The organism is Amycolatopsis plumensis, from assembly GCF_042652605.1.
GTDB classification, from domain to species: Bacteria; Actinomycetota; Actinomycetes; order Mycobacteriales; family Pseudonocardiaceae; genus Amycolatopsis; species Amycolatopsis plumensis.
Genome location: NZ_JBHSJY010000001.1, coordinates 1,495,510 through 1,512,945 on the forward strand (window position 1 = coordinate 1,495,510; position 17,436 = coordinate 1,512,945).

At 72.0% G+C, this 17,436-nt stretch carries 17 protein-coding genes; 8 read left to right on the forward strand and 9 right to left on the reverse strand.

Features of this window, described 5'->3' with window-relative positions:
• Nucleotides 1-8: 8 nt before the first annotated feature.
• Genes ACFPLC_RS06735 through ACFPLC_RS06755 form a run of 5 tightly spaced genes read left to right on the forward strand, consistent with a single transcriptional unit; the run spans nucleotide 9 to nucleotide 6,360 of the window.
• On the forward strand, nucleotides 9-317 hold the full coding sequence (locus ACFPLC_RS06735; RefSeq protein ID WP_378207213.1) for a type VII secretion target: 309 nt from the start codon (nucleotides 9-11) through the stop codon (nucleotides 315-317).
• Nucleotides 317-4,579: a hypothetical protein gene (locus ACFPLC_RS06740; protein ID WP_378235731.1), complete on the forward strand. Its 4,263-nt coding sequence runs from the start codon at nucleotides 317-319 to the stop codon at nucleotides 4,577-4,579. Before ACFPLC_RS06735 ends, ACFPLC_RS06740 begins: the two co-directional genes overlap by 1 nt.
• Nucleotides 4,566-5,060: a hypothetical protein gene (locus tag ACFPLC_RS06745; RefSeq protein ID WP_378195455.1), complete on the forward strand. Its 495-nt coding sequence runs from the start codon at nucleotides 4,566-4,568 to the stop codon at nucleotides 5,058-5,060. The genes ACFPLC_RS06740 and ACFPLC_RS06745 overlap by 14 nt, the downstream gene beginning before the upstream one ends.
• Nucleotides 5,057-5,479: a hypothetical protein gene (locus tag ACFPLC_RS06750; RefSeq protein WP_378195452.1), complete on the forward strand. Its 423-nt coding sequence runs from the start codon at nucleotides 5,057-5,059 to the stop codon at nucleotides 5,477-5,479. The genes ACFPLC_RS06745 and ACFPLC_RS06750 overlap by 4 nt, the downstream gene beginning before the upstream one ends.
• A gap of 26 nt (nucleotides 5,480-5,505) precedes the next feature.
• Nucleotides 5,506-6,360: a ferredoxin gene (locus tag ACFPLC_RS06755; RefSeq protein WP_378195450.1), complete on the forward strand. Its 855-nt coding sequence runs from the start codon at nucleotides 5,506-5,508 to the stop codon at nucleotides 6,358-6,360.
• Here the strand turns inward: ACFPLC_RS06755 and ilvA are convergent.
• On the reverse strand, nucleotides 6,345-7,547 hold the full coding sequence (gene ilvA / locus ACFPLC_RS06760) for a threonine ammonia-lyase (protein ID WP_378195447.1): 1,203 nt from the start codon (nucleotides 7,545-7,547) through the stop codon (nucleotides 6,345-6,347). The two genes, ACFPLC_RS06755 and ilvA, sit on opposite strands and share 16 nt — an antisense overlap.
• 95 nt (nucleotides 7,548-7,642) lie before the next feature.
• On the opposite strand from ilvA, the gene ACFPLC_RS06765 reads away from it, so the two are divergent.
• A complete protein-coding gene (locus tag ACFPLC_RS06765) occupies nucleotides 7,643-7,915 on the forward strand; it encodes a hypothetical protein (protein ID WP_378195444.1) in 273 nt (90 codons plus the stop codon).
• An 81-nt stretch (nucleotides 7,916-7,996) separates the two neighbouring features.
• Entirely contained in the window at nucleotides 7,997-8,470 is a 474-nt protein-coding gene (locus tag ACFPLC_RS06770) for a TIGR03618 family F420-dependent PPOX class oxidoreductase (protein ID WP_378195441.1), read from the forward strand.
• A gap of 3 nt (nucleotides 8,471-8,473) precedes the next feature.
• On the opposite strand, the gene ACFPLC_RS06775 is transcribed toward ACFPLC_RS06770, so the two are convergent.
• From ACFPLC_RS06775 to ACFPLC_RS06805, 7 genes are all read right to left on the reverse strand, one after another.
• Nucleotides 8,474-9,631 (reverse strand): cystathionine gamma-synthase, encoded by a 1,158-nt coding sequence (locus tag ACFPLC_RS06775; RefSeq protein WP_378195438.1) that lies wholly within the window; start codon nucleotides 9,629-9,631, stop codon nucleotides 8,474-8,476.
• 50 nt (nucleotides 9,632-9,681) lie between these two features.
• Complete coding sequence (locus tag ACFPLC_RS06780; protein WP_378195435.1) at nucleotides 9,682-10,107, reverse strand: hypothetical protein; 426 nt, start codon at nucleotides 10,105-10,107, stop codon at nucleotides 9,682-9,684.
• Nucleotides 10,108-10,647, reverse strand: coding sequence for a hypothetical protein (locus ACFPLC_RS06785; protein ID WP_378235732.1), 540 nt, complete (start codon nucleotides 10,645-10,647; stop codon nucleotides 10,108-10,110). It abuts the gene before it with no gap.
• A gap of 257 nt (nucleotides 10,648-10,904) precedes the next feature.
• The gene (locus tag ACFPLC_RS06790; protein ID WP_378195429.1) at nucleotides 10,905-12,458 is read right to left on the reverse strand and encodes a hypothetical protein; all 1,554 of its coding nucleotides are present in this window, start codon (nucleotides 12,456-12,458) and stop codon (nucleotides 10,905-10,907) included.
• Between the two features lie 126 nt (nucleotides 12,459-12,584).
• Nucleotides 12,585-13,955, reverse strand: a complete 1,371-nt coding sequence (locus tag ACFPLC_RS06795; protein WP_378195427.1) for a cystathionine beta-synthase — start codon at nucleotides 13,953-13,955, stop codon at nucleotides 12,585-12,587.
• Nucleotides 13,956-14,083: 128 nt separating this feature from the next.
• Entirely contained in the window at nucleotides 14,084-14,239 is a 156-nt protein-coding gene (locus tag ACFPLC_RS06800) for a hypothetical protein (protein ID WP_378235733.1), read from the reverse strand.
• A 53-nt stretch (nucleotides 14,240-14,292) separates the two neighbouring features.
• A complete protein-coding gene (locus tag ACFPLC_RS06805) occupies nucleotides 14,293-15,237 on the reverse strand; it encodes a pentapeptide repeat-containing protein (RefSeq protein ID WP_378195424.1) in 945 nt (314 codons plus the stop codon).
• Nucleotides 15,238-15,349: 112 nt separating this feature from the next.
• On the opposite strand from ACFPLC_RS06805, the gene ACFPLC_RS06810 reads away from it, so the two are divergent.
• Nucleotides 15,350-16,570, forward strand: coding sequence for an acetyl-CoA C-acetyltransferase (locus ACFPLC_RS06810; protein ID WP_378195421.1), 1,221 nt, complete (start codon nucleotides 15,350-15,352; stop codon nucleotides 16,568-16,570).
• A 57-nt stretch (nucleotides 16,571-16,627) separates the two neighbouring features.
• Here ACFPLC_RS06810 and ACFPLC_RS06815 read toward each other — a convergent pair whose 3' ends face one another.
• Complete coding sequence (locus ACFPLC_RS06815) at nucleotides 16,628-17,317, reverse strand: LppU/SCO3897 family protein (protein ID WP_378195488.1); 690 nt, start codon at nucleotides 17,315-17,317, stop codon at nucleotides 16,628-16,630.
• Nucleotides 17,318-17,436 lie beyond the last annotated feature (119 nt).

The following is a 17,436-nucleotide window of genomic DNA, read 5'->3' on the forward strand; positions in this document are numbered from 1 at the left end:
GGAAACCGATGACGGACGTGGAACTCAGCACCGACCTCACGGCGCACGCGAAGCAGCTCGACACGATCGGTGACGGGCTGCAGCAGGCCGTCGACGCGGCGAACCAGGTGAGCATGCCGACCGACGCGTACGGCATCCTCTGCCAGCCGTTCCGGATGCTGCTGGACCCGGTGGAGCAGTACGGCATCGACGCGCTGAAGGACGCCGTGCAGGCGATGACCGCGGTGTCGGGCAAGGTGCGCGAGGCCGCGGCGGCCTACCGCAGCTACGAAACCGGGGTCGCCGACGACCTGAACAAGTCCGCGGGCGGTGCGTGATGCCGGAGGGGAACCCGCTCGTCGCCGACGCCAAGAAGGACCCGGACGGGCCCGGCGCGTTCACCGCCGGCAACGGCGACTACGGCTGGGCCGGCGGCATCGGCATCGCCGAGTCTTCGATGGACGCGTTCAACGGCATCAAGGACGGCGACTGGGTTTCCGGTGGCCTCGGCATGCTGTCGCTGGCCGGCGAGATCGCCGGGGCGGCGATCGACCCGTTCGGGTACCTGATGTCGTCGGTGGCGTCGTTCCTGATGGAGCACGTGCAGCCGTTGAAGGACATGCTGGATTCGGTCGCGGGCAACCCGCCGGTGATCCAGTCCTATGCGGACACCTGGGGCAACGTCTCGAAGGCGCTCGGCGAGCGCAAGACGGACTTCGACAACGCGGTCAAGAACGGCACGACGGGCTGGACAGGGGCGGGCGCGGACGCGTACCGCGCCTTCGCCGCCGAGCATTCGGACGCGCTGGCGGGCGCGGCGACGGTGGCCGGCGCGATCAGCACGGTCACGATGATCATGGGCCAGATCGTCTCGTTCGTGCGGGAAACCGTGCGGCAGCTGATCGCCGACCTGGTCGGCAAGCTGATCTCGTGGGTGATGGAGGAGGTCTTCTCCCTCGGCTTCGGCACGCCGGTCGTCGTCGCGCAGGCGTCGGCGGCGATCGCCGAGTGGGGCAAGAAGATCGCCGGGCTGCTCAAGAAGCTGACCGACTCGATCCGCCGCGTGTCGCCGCTGCTGTCGAAGCTGGTGGACATCTTCGAGAAGATCGCCAAGGTCTTCGGGAAGGTGCTGGGCAAGGTCAGCGGGCTCGACGGGCTGAAGGTCAAGGAAGGCGGCTTCGTCCGGAAGATCCCCAAGGGCGAGGGCGGCGGAGTCCACACCCGCGCCCACGGCGGAGACGGCGAGGGATCGCACGGCTCCGACGGCGCTGACGGGGACGCGCCGAGTTCCGGATCGGGCCGGGATGGGGACAGGTCGCCGGACAGCAGCCCGTCGGCGGCGCGCTCGGGTGACGGCACCCCGAGCACCCGCACCGGAGAAAGCGCCCCTTCCCAAGCCGGCGACGGTTCTCCTTCGCACGCGGGCGAATCCGGCCCTTCGGGGACTCGCGCGGGCGACGACACGCCTTCGCATGCGGGCGACAACAGCCCCTCGCCGACGCGCTCTGGCGAATCCGGCCCGTCGCCGACTCGCGCCGGGGACAACGCCCCCTCGCACGCGGGCGACAACAGTCCCTCACCCACCCGCGCCGGAGACTCCAGCCCCTCGCCGACCCACGCGGGCGACAACAGCCCTTCCCACGCAGGCGACAACAGTCCCTCGGCGACTCGCGCCGGGGACAACAGCGCTTCCCACTCAGGCGACTCCAGCCCCACACCCACACGCGCCGGGGACAACACCCCCTCGCACGCAGGGGACAACAGTCCCTCACCCACCCGCGCCGGAGACTCCAGCCCCTCGCCGACCCACGCGGGCGACAACAGCCCTTCCCACGCAGGCGACAACAGTCCCTCGGCGACTCGCGCCGGGGACAACAGCGCTTCCCACTCAGGCGACTCCAGCCCCACACCCACACGCGCCGGGGACAACACCCCCTCGCACGCAGGGGACAACAGTCCCTCACCCACCCGCGCCGGAGACTCCAGCCCCTCGCCGACCCACGCGGGCGACAACAGCCCTTCCCACGCAGGCGACAACAGTCCCTCGGCGACTCGCGCCGGGGACAACAGCGCTTCCCACGCAGGCGACTCCAGCCCCACACCCACACGCGCAGGCGACTCCAGCCCCACACCCACCCGCGCCGGGGACAACACCCCTTCGCACGCAGGCGACTCCAGCCCCTCACCGACCCGCGCCGGTGATGGTGGTGCGGCGCCGTCCGCGCACAGTGGGTCGCCGAGTCGTGCCGATGGGGGAAGTCCCGCGCGGTCCGATGGTTCCGGCTCGCACTCGGGTGGCGATACCCCGAGCAGCGCCGCACCTGCGCGGGCCGATGGCTCGACCTCGGCCAGCGGTACCGCGCCCACCGCTCCGCGCACCGGTGAGCCCGGCACCGTCCCTTCTCCGCGAGGCGGGGATGGCGCCTCTTCACCCGGACTCCCGCCGCAGGGTGGTGCTCCGATGATGGGTGGCGGCGGCATGCCGCCCGGGGGTGGTGGCGGCCTCGGCGGCTCCCCGCGCACCGGCGGGGGCGGCTGGACCGGGACCCCCGGCAGCCCGGGCGCGCACGTCGACGCCCCCGGACGGCCCCGCACCGGCGGCGACGTGCCCGGCAGCCGCCCACGCACGCCGGACGCTCCGGCGCCCGCCGCCCGGGGCTTCGGGCCCGGTACCCACGGTCCCGACACCCGGGCCGGGACGCATGCGCCGGGCACCCGGCCCGGCGGCCCCCACGGCCCCGACGGCGGCGCCCCGGGCCACCGCCCCCACGAAACCAGCCCCCACGAGAACAGTCCGCACGGAAACCGCCCGCGCGAGAACCGCCCGCACGAAACCGGCCCCCACGGAAACCGCCCGCGCGAAAACGGCCCGCACGAAACCGGCCCCCACGGAAACCGCCCGCACGAGAACCGCCCCCACGAGACCGGCCCCCACGACGGCCCCGCCCACCACGACCCGGACGGCACCCCGCACCACGGCGAGCCGCTCGGTCCGGACGAGGTCAACGCGCGGCACGCCGAAAGCACGCCGTCGGGCAGCTCGTACCACGCCGGTGATCCGGAGATGGGTGACCTGCCGCACCGCGTCCACCCGGACCCGGACGGCCGCTACACCGTCGACGTGCACGTCACCCCGGATGGCCACGCCCGGATCGGCGACCGGCTGTACACCCCCGAAGAATTCGCGGACATCCTGCGCCGCAACGGCGACTACGACGGCCGCCCGATTCGGCTGATCGGCTGCGACGCGAGCTCGAACGACTTCGCGCATCGGCTCTCGCGCGAGCTCGACACCGAGGTCATGGCCCCGACGCGACCGGCGTGGACCGACTCGCACGGCCGCGTCTTCTCGTCCGACTACGAAATCGGCCCGGACGGCCGGATGCGGCCGCGCATCCCGCCGGACGGCGAGTGGAACACCCACCACCCGGACGGCTCGGTGCACCGAGCCGGCGAAGACGGCTTCGCGCCGGACACCCACCACGGTGACCCGCACGACGTCGACGCCGACAGCGCCCGCCACCGTGGCGACGGCGACGAGGACGGTTCGCCCTCCCATGCCGACGACGACGAAGAAGAACTCTTCGACAGCAGCGCCTGGGACCCCCACGAAGTCCCTCGCTCCGACCCGACGTACGACGACAGGTTCGTCGACTACGACCGGCCGGGACGCGAGCACCCGCACGATTCGCCGGACAACCCGTACCACCGGCCGCCCGAGTCACCGCAGACGATCGAGTCCGGCCCACGCAGGCGGGACCGCACCGAGCCGGGCGACTTCTCGACGCCGGTGCCGACCCACCCCCGCGTGCTGGCCGGCGTCGAGCTGACGCCGAACACCGAATACCACGTGGTCAACCGGACGCGGGCCGGCGACATCGCGTCCGAGACGCGCTTCTACACCGACGCCGAGGGAAAGATCAAGTGGGTGGAGTTGACGCCCGGCGGCGGCCGGACGCCGGAGGGCGTCAAACTGCCGGCGAACCCGGACTTCAACTACCCGCTGCTGCCCGACTGCCAGTACCGCGTCGACAACTTCAACGACCCGTCGAAGAAGCTCGACTACCAGACGGACAGCCGTGGCCAGACCGTCGACACCACCGCGCAACCGGAGTACGGGAAGTCGGACGAGGACTTCCGCGACGCCGGCGGCAAGTACACCGGTCAGGGCCGGGCCGGGCACGAAGGGCAGAACGCCTACCGGAACCACCCCGAGCACGGCGAAGTCCGGTGGGCGGGAGGTCACCTCGTCTCCACCGAGGGCGGCGGCGCGCCGGGCTACGGCAACATGCACGGGCAGATGGCCGCCTCCAACAGCGGGCACGCGCGGGACGGCTGGGAACCCGCCGAAACCTGGCGACGCCAAGAGGAACAGCTCGCCGCCTACCACAACCCGCCCGACCGGGTGGTCGAGCTGCTGCAGGTGCACACGCCCCGGCGGGCCGACGGTCTGTCCGAAGAGGACGTCATGCGGTGGCGGGTCACCGAGGTCGACCCGGAGACGGGTGAGCGGGTTTCCCGGGTCTACGAGCGGGTGTTCGTCAACGTGCCGGAGAAGATCGATCCCAACGCGACAGTGAGGCGCTATGGCGAGCCCTGATGAGCTGATCCCGGCGATCTTCGATGCCGTCGAGCGGGTGCTGCCGCCGCAGTGGCGGCGCGTGACGTTCCGGGTCTGGGCGACGGTCGTCGCGTACCAGACCGAGCTGACGGTCGTCATGGCCGACGGCAGCTCGCCCGAAGTCGCGCCACCCGCGGTGACGAACCTGCTCGCCGCGTTGCGGGAGGCGATGTACCAGCCGGGGCGCGGCACCTGGTTCTCCGCGGCCTTCCTGCTGCGCGCGGGCGAAGAGCCGGAGGCCACGTTCAACTACGACCAGGACCCGCGGTGGTTCCCGGAACTTCCCCCGGTGGCGTTCGCGCGCGACCTCGCCGCGTTCCCGCGCTCGGACGAGCGGATTCCGGACTGGCTGCGCCGGGCGCTCGCCGACGCGGCGGCCATGGCACCTGCCCCGGAAGACCAGGGTCGGATCGAAGAAAACCGCGCACCGGCAAGCAAAACGGAGGACCGGACAGCATGACGCTGAGCCCCATCGAGCAAAGCGAGATCCTGGGGGAGATCGCGAAAACGCTCATGAACGCGGCGCCGCCGAACTGGGAACGGCTGACCTTCGAATTCATGTCCATCGGCAAGCGCGCCGGCGTCGGCTTGGGTGCGACACTGGACAACGACACCCACCAGCAGGTGCCGGTGCCGCGGGAACTGTCGAAGCCGCTTTCGAAGCTGCGACGCGGGATGTACGCCGAGGGCCTCGGCACGTGGTACTCGATGGACATGGTGATCGACCGGCCCGACCGGTACCGCGTGCACTTCAACCGGGACGACGAGCCGCCGTTCCAGGCACCGCCGGCGCCGGACGAGTACGCCCTGGACCAGGAGCGCTTCCCGCGCACGCCGGAAAACATGCCGGACTGGTTCCGGGCGAAGCTGCCTTCGTGAGCCGGCCCGACCGGAGGGGATGAACCGTGAGCCAGCCGCCGGGGCCGTTGCGCCCGGACCAGCAGCAGGAACTCGTCCGCCGGATCGGGGCGGTGCTGACGTCGCCGCTGCCGCCCGGGTGGCGGCAGCTGCGGATCGAATACCGCGCCGCCGGACGGCACGTCGAAACCGACCTGCTGGTGACCGGGCCGGACGGGGTGCCCCGGCCCGCGCAGCCGCACCCGGAGGCGGTCCGGCTGCTCGGGGTGCTGCGGTCGGGCATGTACCGGCCCGGCTTCGGCACGTGGCTGGGCGCGATCCTCGTGTTCGAGCCCGCGCAGCCGCCCGACGCCGACTTCGTACGGCCCGACCTCGAACCGCCGTTCCGGCAGCAGCCGCCGCCGATCGGGTTCCAGGACGAGCTGCGGTTCTTCCCGCGCGCCGACGAGCACATCCCGGCCTGGCTGCGCGAGCGCGCCGGGCTGACCCCGCCGCCCGCCGACGGCGAGGTGCGCACCCCGCGGATCCACGACGGCCTCGACGCGGCGGGCAAGCCGCTGATCCGGCGCGCGCCGCTGCTCCCGGCGGAAGCCGAGCGGGTGCTCGCCTACCTCGACGCGGCGCCGGTCATCCTGGCCTCGCGCAGCAACGGCCCGGACGCGTTCGCGCCGGACCGCGTCGACGCGGTGCCGATGAACTTCCGCACCGACGGCACCTGGGCGTGGCCCGGCGCGGTGGCGTACTACCTGCGCGAGCACGGGGTGCCGCCGGACCCGGACCTGGTCGCCCACATCCGGGCCCGCCGCTTCACCGCGCCGTCGGAGGTCCCCGAGCCCGCCAAGGACCTGGCCCTGGCGGCCATCACCGGGGAAACCCCCGAACCGCGTCAAACCACGGTGTAACCCGCGTTGCTCAGCGCGACCTCGACCTCTTTGCAGTGCTCGGGACCGCGGGTCTCCAGCGCCAGCACGACGTCGGCCTCGCCGAGGTCGAGGCTGCCGGAGATGCGCGAATGCTCGACGTCGAGCACGTTCGCGCCCAGCTCGCTGACGCACGACAGCACGCCGACCAGCGAACCGGGCCGGTCCGGGACCCGCAGCCGCAGGTGCAGGTAGCGGCCGCCCGCCGTCATGCCGTGCTGGATGATCTGCAGCAGGAGCACCGGGTCGACGTTGCCGCCGGAGAGGACGGCCACCACCGGGGCCTCGAAGATCCCGGGGTGCTGCAGCAGCGCGGCGACCGTCGCCGCGCCGGCCGGCTCGACCACCAGCTTCCGCCGCTCCAGGCAGAGCAGCACGGCGCGGGAGAGGAACTGCTCGGACACCGTCACGACGTCGTCGACCAGCGACTCGACGTGGGCGAAGCTGACCGGGCCGGGTTCGCCGACCGCGATCCCGTCGGCCATGGTCGAGGTCGTGCTCAGCCGCACCGGCGCGCCCGCGGCCAGCGACGGCGGGTACGCCGCGGCCTCCTCGGCCTGGACGCCGACGACCCGGACGTCCGGGCGCAGCGCCTTCACCGCCGACGCGACCCCGCCGACCAGGCCACCGCCGCCGGTGGCGACCAGGATGGTCTTCACGCCCGGCACCTGCTCGAGGATCTCCAGGCCCACCGTGCCCTGGCCGGCGATGACGTCCGGGTGGTCGAAGGGGTGGATGAACACCGCGCCCGTCCGCTCGCCGAACTCGATCGCGGCGCGGAGCGTCTCCTCCAGGAGGGCGCCGTGCAGGTGGACGTCGGCGCCGTAGCCGCGGGTGGCGGCCAGCTTCGGCAGGGGAGCACGCAGCGGCATGAAGACGGTCGACTTGGCGCCGAGCAGCGACGACGCCAGCGCGACGCCCTGCGCGTGGTTGCCGGCGCTGGCCGCGACGACGCCCCGCTCGCGTTCGGCCTCGGTCAGGCCGTGGATGCGCGTGTAGGCGCCGCGGATCTTGAACGACCCCGTCCGCTGCAGGTTTTCGCACTTCAGGTGCACCGGACCGCCGTGGAGCCGGCGCAGGTCGCGCGCGTGCTCCATCGGCGTCACCCGGGTCACTCCCTTTAAGAGTTCCCGGGCGGCCTGGATCCGCTCGAGGGTGACGAGTTCCATGCGCCGGACTATGCCACTCAGGAACTCCACAGGTTGACCGGACCGGGAGCCGGGTACCCTGGGTCGCGTCAACACGCGGTAAACGAGGAGCAAGCATGGCAGCGGGGAACGACGCGGACACGGCCCGGCGGGCTCGCGCCACCCGTTCCGCAGGCCTGCTCCCGCTCGTGCTCGGGGTCGCCTCGGCGGCCGCGCTGACGGGAGCTGCGTTCTTCACCGTGGACAGCGCCTCGTGCGGCGCCCCGGCCCAGTACATCCGCCACGACAGCCACGTCGAGCTGGTCGGCGGCTGCGTCGACGGCGCGAAGCTCCCGGCCACCGGCACGCCGCCGGCCGGCGGCGTCGTGCACGGCAACTACAACCCCTGACCAGGCGGGTTACCCCCGTGTGCCCGGGGAACACGAAAGTGCCTTCTTCCGCGGAGCGCTCCCGTTCCCGATGATCATCGGGTGACCACTGTTTACGAGCCGGGCCGCGGCCCCGGACCCGCCAACCCCAACGAAGAAGCGTCGAGCCGGCTGCTGGCTGCCCACAGCCTGGGCGCACTGGCCACGGTCAACCGCGGCGGCTTCCCGCACCTGTCCACGGTCGCCTACGCCTGGGACCCGGGCGAGCGCGTGGTGCGGATCGGGTCCACGGCGGGCCGCGCGAAGGTCCGGCAACTGGCCCGTGACCCGCACGCGTCGCTTTACGTCAGCAGCGACGATCACCTGGCCTTCGCCGTCGCGGAGGGCGCGGCCGAGGTGTCGCCGGTCAGTTCGGTGCCCGGCGACGAGACCGGCCGCGCCCTGCTCGCCATGCAGGCGCCGTTCACCGACCCCGGCGACGAAGCCGCGTTCCTGCGGAACATGGTCGAAGACCGCCGCGTGGTGATCACGCTCCGGGTGGAGCGCCTGTACGGCGGCGGTCTCGACGTGCGCTGAAGATCAGCCGAGGGCGGCCAGGAGGTCGGCCACCAGGTCGCGGCCGTCCTCGATGCCGACCGAGAGGCGCAGCAGGTCGGCCGGGACCTGGAGGGTCGAACCCGCCGTGCTGGCGTGGGTCATCTTGCCCGGGTGCTCGATCAGCGACTCGATGCCACCGAGCGACTCGGCGAGGATGAACAGCTTCGTGCGCGAAGCCACCTCGAGCGCGGCCTGCTCGCCGTCCACGTGGCTGAAGGACACCATCCCGCCGAAGCGGCGCATCTGCTTCGCCGCCGTCTCGTGACCCGGGTGCTCCGGCAGGCCCGGGTAGTAGACCTTCGCCACCTTCGGGTGCTTGACCAGCGCCTGGACGATCTTTTCGGCGTTGTCGCTGTGCCGCTCCATGCGCAGGGCGAGGGTCTTGATGCCGCGCAGGGTCAGCCAGGCGTCGAACGGCCCGGGCACCGCGCCCGCGGCGTTGCGCAGGTAGAAGAACTGCTCGCGCAGCTCGTCTTCGTTCGTGATGATCGCGCCGCCGACGACGTCGGAGTGGCCGCCGAGGTACTTGGTCGTCGAGTGCAGGACGATGTCCGCGCCCAGCGCCAGCGGGTTCTGGAGGTACGGCGTCGCGAAGGTGTTGTCGACCACCAAGCGGGCGCCGGCGTCGTGCGCGACCCCGGCCAGCGCCGCGATGTCCGCGATGCCGAGCATCGGGTTGGTCGGCGACTCGCACCAGATCAGCTTGGTCTCGGGCCGGATCGCGGCCCGCACCTCGTCGAGGTTCGCCAGGTCCGCGACGGTGTGCTCGACGCCCCACAGGCTGAGCACCTTGTCGATCAGGCGGAACGTGCCGCCGTAGGCGTCGTTGCCGAGCACGAGGTGGTCACCGGGGCGGAGGGTACTGCGCAGCACCACGTCGGAGGCGGCCATGCCGGAGGCGAAGGCCAGCGCGTGCCGGCCGCCTTCCAGCGAGGCCAGCGCCTCCTCCAGCGCCGACCGGGTCGGGTTCGCGGTGCGCGAGTACTCGTAGTCGCCCTCGCGGGTCCCGCCCACGCCGTCCTGCGCGTAGGTCGAGGTCTGGTAGATCGGCACGATCACCGCGCCAGTGCGGGGGTCGGGCTTCTGACCAGCGTGGATCGCGCGGGTCTCGAAGCCGAGTTCGGAGTAGTCGTCCACCATCGGTTCAGCGTACGGGCCACCTCCGACATTCCCGTCAGGTGGGACAGGTCTCAACGCCGCGTCCAGCCGCGGGTGGCCGGCAGGGCCGCGAGCACCAGCAGGGCCACGAACGGCGCCGCGACGACGATCGAGCGCAGGACCGGCGCATCGATCCCCGTGGGGCCGCCGACGAAGAACGCGACGCGCTGGGAGCGGAGCACCAGGTCGACGATCGGCGCGACCAGCGCTAGAACCGCCGTGACCAGGCACAGCACCCGGCCCGCGGCCGCCCGCGCGAGCAGCGACACCCCGCCGAGCAGGAGCAGCAAGCCGATGACCGCGTCCGCGATCTGGCCGGGGATCAGGAAGTCCGCCTGGTGGTATCCGAGGACGAGGGGCACCCAGAAGACGCCCAGCAGGAACCACAGCCCGCCGAGCACGGCGAGCACGCCGGCGGCGATCGCCGGTCCCGCCCGGGGCGGGGTCAGGACCGCCACTCACCAGCTCCGGGACGAGTAGGCGCCCTGGCCGGACAGCACCGGGACCACCGACGTGCGGTAACGCAGGTAGCGGAACGTCGGGGGCAGGAACGCCAGCACCAGCACGAGCACCGCCAGCGCGGCCAGGCCGACGCGGTCGGCCATCGCGAAACCGCCGTGGGTGAACATCGCGTCGACGAAGCGGGCCAGGGGGACCCCGACCGACATCGGCTCGATGAGCAGCGCTCCGATGGCCAGCAGCGCGCCCAGGCCGAGCAGGACCGCTCCCGCCGTCGCGCGGAAGAGCGTCGCCAGCGAGCCGAGGAGCAGCACCAGCCCGGCGACGACGTAGGCGGCGAGGTCCACCAGCACCCAGACGGGCAGCGCGCCGAGGCTGAATTCGGCCGGCATGTCGAGGAACGTCTTGACCGGCACATATCCCGCGGCGATCGCGGCCGGAAAACCGAGCACGCCGGCGAGGACCGCCGTTACTCCGGATGGCCGAGCCGATGAATACGAATGCGAATGCGACACCGGGTTTCGGTGCGGACCGGTCACTTCTCCCCCATCAGCCGAGCGCTGGACGACGGCGCTCACCCTAGTCGGAATCGGGGGAATCAGTCCGGAATGAGAACGGAATTCGGCCGGACGGCGGAACCCAAGATCATTTCCGTGCGGTAGTGGCAGAAATGCGGTCACACGATTACAGGCGGTGGTGCCACTCGCCCGTTGTCCTTTTCGGACAATTTCGGGGCCGGAAAAGGGGCGTGCCCCGGAGCCGGTTCGGCTCCGGGGCACGCTGTGCTCGTGCTAGCTCACCACTGCTGCTGGGGCGGCTGACCGGGCTGGCCCGGCTGGCCGAACCCGCCGCTCGGCGGGCCCTGCTGCCCCGGCGGCTGGCCCCAGCCCTGCGGCGGCTGACCAGGCTGACCCGGCTGACCGTGCTGGCCGTGCTGCCCCGGCTGTCCGTAGCCACCGGGCTGCCCCGGCTGGCCGTACCCGCCCGGCTGGCCCGGCTGCGGGAAGCCCCCGCTCGACGGCTGCGGGAACCCGCCGCTGGACGGGTTGGGCCCGCCCGGCTGGCCGTAGCCGCCGCCCGGCTGGCCGTAGCCCTGCGGCGGCTGACCAGGCTGACCCGGCTGACCAGGCTGACCGTGCTGACCCGGCTGGCCGTAGCCGCCCGGCTGTGGCTGGCCGAACCCACCCGGCTGGCCGAAGCCGCCCGGCTGCTGCTGCGGGCCGCCGAAGCCCGGGGGCGGTCCGCCGAAGCCCTGCGGCCCGCCCGGCGCGGCACTGCCGTCGCCGAGGCCGACGAACTGCCGGGTCGCCGGGATGAGCCCGAGGACACCGACGACGAGGATGACGATGCCGAAGATCAGCGGCGGGAGGCCGAGACCGAACGTGTCGCGCTCGGAGGAGGACGCCCGCTGGAGCGTCGCGGCGTTCGGCGTCATCCCGATCTTGAGCAGCAGGGCGAACAGCGTGAGCACCGCGCCACCCGCGACGACCGCGATCGGGACGAACTTGCGGATCCCGCCCAGCTTTCCCACCAGCGCCAGCCCGATCCCGCCGGCCAGCGAGATCAGCGAGCCCAGCAGGATCATGATGACGTAGAACCAGACCAGGCCCGGCCCGATGAGCCCGGCCGAGTCCAGCAGGCGGTCGATCGCCGCCTGGTCGGGCGCGCCGTCGAAGAACGACGAATAGTCGCTCGCGTCACTCATGTAGCCGAACGAGATGATCAGCGTGACCAGCGCCAGCAGGGCGACCAGGCCACCGGCGATGTAGCCGAAGAGGCCGTTGCCCCCGGCCGACGGGCCGCCGAACGGCTGCTGCGGCCCGCCGAAGCCGGGCTGCTGCGGGCCACCGAACCCGGGGGCGCCGAACCCCTGCGGCGGCTGGCCGAAGCCCGGCTGCTGGCCGAAGCCACCGGGCTGCTGCCCGAACCCGCCCGGCTGCTGGCCGTACCCGCCGGGCTGCTGACCGAAGGCCGCGGCCGGGTTGTCGGCCGCGCTCGGCGGCGGGGTGTACGGGATGGCGGGCGGCTGGGAGCCCGGGGGCACCAGCTGCGTCGAGTCCGCGACCGGGGCGTCACCGCCGCCGGCCGGGTTCACCACCTGGGTCGCGTTCGCGTCGACCGGCGGCATCGCCTGGGTCGCCCCGCCGTCACCCGGCTGGGCCGGCTGGACGACCTGGGTCGGCTCCGGCGTCTCCCCGAACGGGGAACCGCCCTGCTGGCCGGGCTGCACCACCTGGGTCGGCTCCGGGCTGCCGAACGGGTTGTCCTGCTGCGGCTGGGGGCCACTCGGCGGGCCCTGAGGTGGCTGGCCGCCACCCCACGGCTGGTTCGGTGGCTGCGGTGCACTCATGTGGGTCTTGAACCCCCTTGACGAGGACGCGAAAGTGTTCTATTTGCGCCCACGCTATCGGATCACCCGGCAGGGCGCTCGTAACGCCCCTGCCGGGTCCGCCGATGAAACTTTCTTCCGGCCCGGTCAGCGACCGGCCAGGAAGCCCAGGAGGTCGTGCCGGGTGACGACCCCGGCGGGCTTCCCGTCGATCAGCACGAGCGCCCCGTCGGCGCCCTCGAGCGCCGTCATCGCGGCACCGACCTGCTCGCCGCCGCCGATCGTCGGCAGCGGCGGGGACATGTGCTGCTCGAGCCGGTCGGCCAGCTGCGCCTTGCCGGTGAACAGCGCGTCGAGCAGGTCACGCTCGTTGACCGCACCGACGACCTCGGCGGCCATCACCGGCGGTTCCGCGCTGACCACGGGCATCTGGCTGACGTCGAACTCGGACAGGATCGCGATGGCTTCGGCGACGGTCTCGTTCGGGTGCGAGTGCACCAGCGCCGGCAGCTGCCCGCTCTTCCTCGTGAGCACGTCGGCGACCGTGGCACCGGACGAGTCGGGCGGGAGGAAGCCGTAAGAGGACATCCACGTGTCGTTGAACACCTTCGTCAGGTAGCCGCGGCCGCCGTCGGGCAGCAGCACGACCACGACGTCGTCCTCGGTCAGCCGCTCGGCGAGCTTCAGCGCCGCGGCGACGGCCATCCCGCAGGACCCGCCGACCAGCAGGCCCTCCTCCAGCGCGAGGCGCCGGGTGACCTGGAAGGAGTCGGCGTCGGAGACCGGGATGATCTCGTCGGCGATGTTCCGGTCGTAGGTGTCCGGCCAGAAGTCCTCGCCGACGCCTTCGACCAGGTACGGCCGCCCGCTGCCGCCGGAGTAGACCGAGCCCTCCGGGTCGGCGCCGACCACCTGCACGGCGCCGTCGCTGACCTCCTTGAGGTACTTGCCGGTGCCGGAGATGGTGCCGCCGGTGCCGACGCCCGCGACGAAGTGCGTGATCTTGCCGTCGGTCTGCTTCCACAGCTCCGGGCCGGTGGAGAGGTAGTGGCTCTCCGGGTTCTGCGGGTTGGCGTACTGGTTGGGCTTCCAGGCGCCGTCGATCTCGCGGACCAGGCGGTCGGAGACGTTGTAGTAGGAGTCCGGGTGCTCGGGCGCGACCGCCGTCGGGCACACCACGACCCGGGCGCCGTACGCCTTGAGCACGTTGCGCTTGTCTTCGCTGACCTTGTCCGGGCAGACGAAGACGCACTGGTAGCCCTTGCGCTGGGCGACCATGGCCAGCCCGACGCCGGTGTTGCCGGACGTCGGCTCCACGATCGTGCCGCCCGGGCGCAGCTCACCGGAGGCTTCGGCGGCCTCGATCATGCGCAGCGCGATCCGGTCCTTGACCGAGCCACCCGGGTTCAGGTACTCGACCTTGGCCAGCACGAGCGGCTTGAGCCCCTTGGTCAACGAGTTCAGCTTGACCAGCGGGGTGTTGCCCACGAGGTCTGCGATGTGCTCTGCGTACTCCACGACCGCCAGCCTAAACGGCCCACCGGTGGCGTTGTCCACTCAGCGGGGGCCGGACCCCGGGCGAGCTCCGGGTGCGCGTCGGCGATGCCGGGCAGCGAGCGCGGGTTCCGGGCCGCCCGGCGGGGACCTCAGGCGGCCACCAAGCCGCTCGTCCACCCCGGTGCCGGCCCGAGAGCCGCCGCACGTTGAGCCGTCATCCCGTCCCGGAGGTTCCGCCCGGCGTCGACCGCCGAGCCGGTCCGGAAGGACAACGGCGTCCAGCAAGCCATCCGGATCATCATCATCGCCGGTTCACCTCCCGTGCGGAATGGCGACTTCTCTCTCGGGTGGGACGATCCTATCGGGCCGCCGGTTGCCCCGGTTCGTCCTTTCGAGTCAATTCCACCCAGTCGGTCTCGTCCGCGATCGGCCGTTCTTCCCAGCCGGGCGGCCAGGTTCGCGGGAACCCCCGCTTCGCCCGCGCGCCCGCGAGCCGGGCGGCGGACTTCGTGCCGAAATCGGCCGGACCTTCGAAGCTCGCGCCGTGGAAACTGTCGCGCTCGCCACCGAAAACGGTTCCGCGGAAATCGACGCGGTCCCGGAAAGTCACCTTGTTGAAGTCGGCTTTGGTACGGAATCCGGTGCCGCGGAACGACGCCAGTCCGACGAACTCCGCGTCGTAGCAGGTGATCGACCGGATCGCGCAGTGCGTGAGGGTCAGCCCGACCAGCTTCGCCCCGGAGAAGTCGAGGTCGGTGTCCGGCCAGAAGTCCCCGCTCGGCTGCTCCGCGCGTCCGGGACGCAGGTGCAGCAGCAGGATGCGCTGCGCCGCCTTGCGGACCTGCAGCTCCTCTTTGTCCCCTTCGGAGTCGAAAGGCATCCGCAGGTAGGCGCAGAAGACGTTGACGATCGTCTGCCGGTGCTCCGGGTGGCCGGCGGCGAGCCGTTCCAGCGCGTACAGCCCGGCCAGCCGGACCGGTGCCTTGTCGCTGCCGAGCTGGTCGGCGGCCTTGCCGTACATCTCGGTGATCCGGCGCTCGGTGGCGTCGTGGTCCTTCTGCACCAGCTCCAGCTCGGCCGACCGCTGCCGCCGCGCGGCGAGCAGCAGGGCGGCGGCGCCCCCGGTGCCGACGACGATGCTGGCGGCGGTCTTCAGCGCGTCGAGCCGGGCCGAGTCCTCCGGACGGCCGCCGCCCAGCAGGGTCAGCAGCACCGCCGCGGCCGCCCCGGCCACCACGAGCAGCCCGACGCCCCACAGCACGATCGTCCTGGTCCGCAGCACCCGTTCGAGGTCGTTCGCCACGGCACCCGATCCTGCCAGTAGTGGCGCAGGTCGCGTTCCGCTTTGACCGAGGCGGCGGAGACGGCAGTATGTGAGCAACCGCTTAGCACGCCGATACGAGGATGTGTCCGCCATGCCCGAAGCCGTCATCGTCTCCACCGCGCGCTCGCCGATCGGGCGCGCCAACAAGGGCTCGCTGGTCGACATGCGACCCGACGACCTGACCGTGCAGATGGTCCGCGCGGCCCTGGACAAGGTGCCGCAGCTCGACCCGGCCGACATCGACGACCTGATGCTGGGCTGCGGCCTGCCGGGCGGTGAGTCCGGGTTCAACATGGGCCGCGCGGTCGCCGTCGAACTGGGTTACGACCACCTGCCCGGCTGCACGATCACCCGGTACTGCTCCTCCAGCCTGCAGACCACCCGGATGGCGTTCCACGCGATCAAAGCCGGCGAGGGCGACGTCTTCATCTCGGCCGGCGTCGAGACCGTGTCCCGGTTCGGCAAGGGCAGCTCGGACTCCTGGCCCGACACGCACAACCCGCTGTTCGCCGACGCCGAGGCGCGCACCAAGGCGACCGCCGAGTCCGGCACCGACACCTGGACCGACCCGCGCACCGAGGGCAACGTCCCCGACGTCTACATCGCGATGGGCCAGACCGCGGAGAACCTCGCGCGGCTGAAGGGCGTCACGCGCGAGGAGATGGACGAGTTCGGCGTCCGCTCGCAGAACCTGGCCGAGAAGGCGATCGCGGACGGCTTCTGGGCGAAGGACATCACCCCGGTGACGCTGCCGGACGGCACGGTCGTCTCGAAGGACGACGGCCCGCGCGCCGGCGTGACGCTGGAGGGCGTCTCCGGCCTGAAGCCGGTGTTCCGCCCGGACGGCCGGGTCACCGCGGGCAACTGCTGCGCGCTCAACGACGGCGCGGCGGCGCTGGTGATCATGTCCGACACGAAGGCGCGTGAGCTGGGCCTGACGCCGCTGGCGCGGATCGTCTCCACCGGCGTCACCGGCCTTTCGCCGGAGATCATGGGCTACGGCCCGGTCGAGGCGTCGAAGCAGGCGCTCTCGCGCGCGGGGCTGTCGATCGGCGACATCGACCTGGTCGAGATCAACGAGGCGTTCGCCGCGCAGGTCATCCCGTCCTACCGGGACCTGGGCATCGACCTGGACCGGCTGAACGTCAACGGCGGCGCGATCGCGGTGGGCCACCCGTTCGGCATGACCGGCGCCCGGATCACCTCGACGCTGATCAACTCCCTGCAGCACCACGACAAGCAGTTCGGCCTCGAGACGATGTGCGTCGGCGGTGGCCAGGGCATGGCGCTGATCGTCGAACGCCTTTCCTGACCGGCACGGCGAAGGCCCCCTCGCCGGTGGCGAGGGGGCCTTCGCGTGTCACGGCTACTAGCTCGCCTTGACGCACATCGTCGTCGCCGGCTCCGGGTAGACGGCGGCGTTGGTGGCTTCCGTGCCCTCGCAGACGCTTTCGGTCGCCTGGCCTTCGACGACCTTCACCAGCTCCGCGTCCTTCGTCGGGTCGGAGCAGGGAACCTTCTCGTAGCCCTTCGTCCGGGACTTGAAGTTCGAAAGGCAGTCGCCCTGCTTCGCGTTGATCATCAGGCACAGCTTGTACGAGCTGCTGCCGCTGACCGAGTAGGTGTCGTAGCCGGCGTCCGACCCGCCGGGGCAGGCCTCGGAGGCGGTGTCCAGCTTCTTGGCCACCTTGACGTTCGCCTTCGGGTCGGCGCAGTCGGCCTTCACCGGGTCCTTGCCGCCGGTGGTGAACTCGGTGATGGTGAGGCAGTCCCCGGCGTTCGCGCGCGCGGGCGATTCCTTGAAGGCGAAGATCCCGCCGATCACCAGCGCGATCACCACGAGCGCACCGAGGCCACCGAGGATCAGCACAGGGACCTTCGAGCGCTTCGGCGGCGCCGGCGGGGGCGGGAAGCCGCCCGCACCCGGCGGGAACTGGCCGGGCGGCGGGCCGAACGGACCCGGCTGCCCCTGCGGCGGCGTGCCGTACTGGCCCGGCTGGCCGTAGGGCTGCTGCGGCTGGCCGCCCGGAGGCGGCCCGTAAGGATCGGGCTGACCCACCGGCTGCTGGCCCCCGGGGGCCGGAGGGGGAACGCTCACTGTGAACCTCACACATGTGAAATGAGAACCGACCGGCACATCAAACACGCAGGGTGAGCGTCACCCGCAACGGGGTCCGC

Bases quoted from the DNA above. Each gene is read 5' to 3' on its own strand.
- ACFPLC_RS06735 (WP_378207213.1), top strand. From the start codon at position 9: ATGACGGACGTGGAACTCAGCACCGACCTCACGGCGCACGCGAAGCAG.
- ACFPLC_RS06740 (WP_378235731.1), top strand. From the start codon at position 317: ATGCCGGAGGGGAACCCGCTCGTCGCCGACGCCAAGAAGGACCCGGAC.
- ACFPLC_RS06745 (WP_378195455.1), top strand. From the start codon at position 4,566: ATGGCGAGCCCTGATGAGCTGATCCCGGCGATCTTCGATGCCGTCGAG.
- ACFPLC_RS06750 (WP_378195452.1), top strand. From the start codon at position 5,057: ATGACGCTGAGCCCCATCGAGCAAAGCGAGATCCTGGGGGAGATCGCG.
- ilvA (WP_378195447.1), bottom strand. From the start codon at position 7,547: ATGGAACTCGTCACCCTCGAGCGGATCCAGGCCGCCCGGGAACTCTTA.
- ACFPLC_RS06765 (WP_378195444.1), top strand. From the start codon at position 7,643: ATGGCAGCGGGGAACGACGCGGACACGGCCCGGCGGGCTCGCGCCACC.
- ACFPLC_RS06775 (WP_378195438.1), bottom strand. From the start codon at position 9,631: ATGGTGGACGACTACTCCGAACTCGGCTTCGAGACCCGCGCGATCCAC.
- ACFPLC_RS06790 (WP_378195429.1), bottom strand. From the start codon at position 12,458: ATGAGTGCACCGCAGCCACCGAACCAGCCGTGGGGTGGCGGCCAGCCA.
- ACFPLC_RS06800 (WP_378235733.1), bottom strand. From the start codon at position 14,239: ATGATGATGATCCGGATGGCTTGCTGGACGCCGTTGTCCTTCCGGACC.
- ACFPLC_RS06810 (WP_378195421.1), top strand. From the start codon at position 15,350: ATGCCCGAAGCCGTCATCGTCTCCACCGCGCGCTCGCCGATCGGGCGC.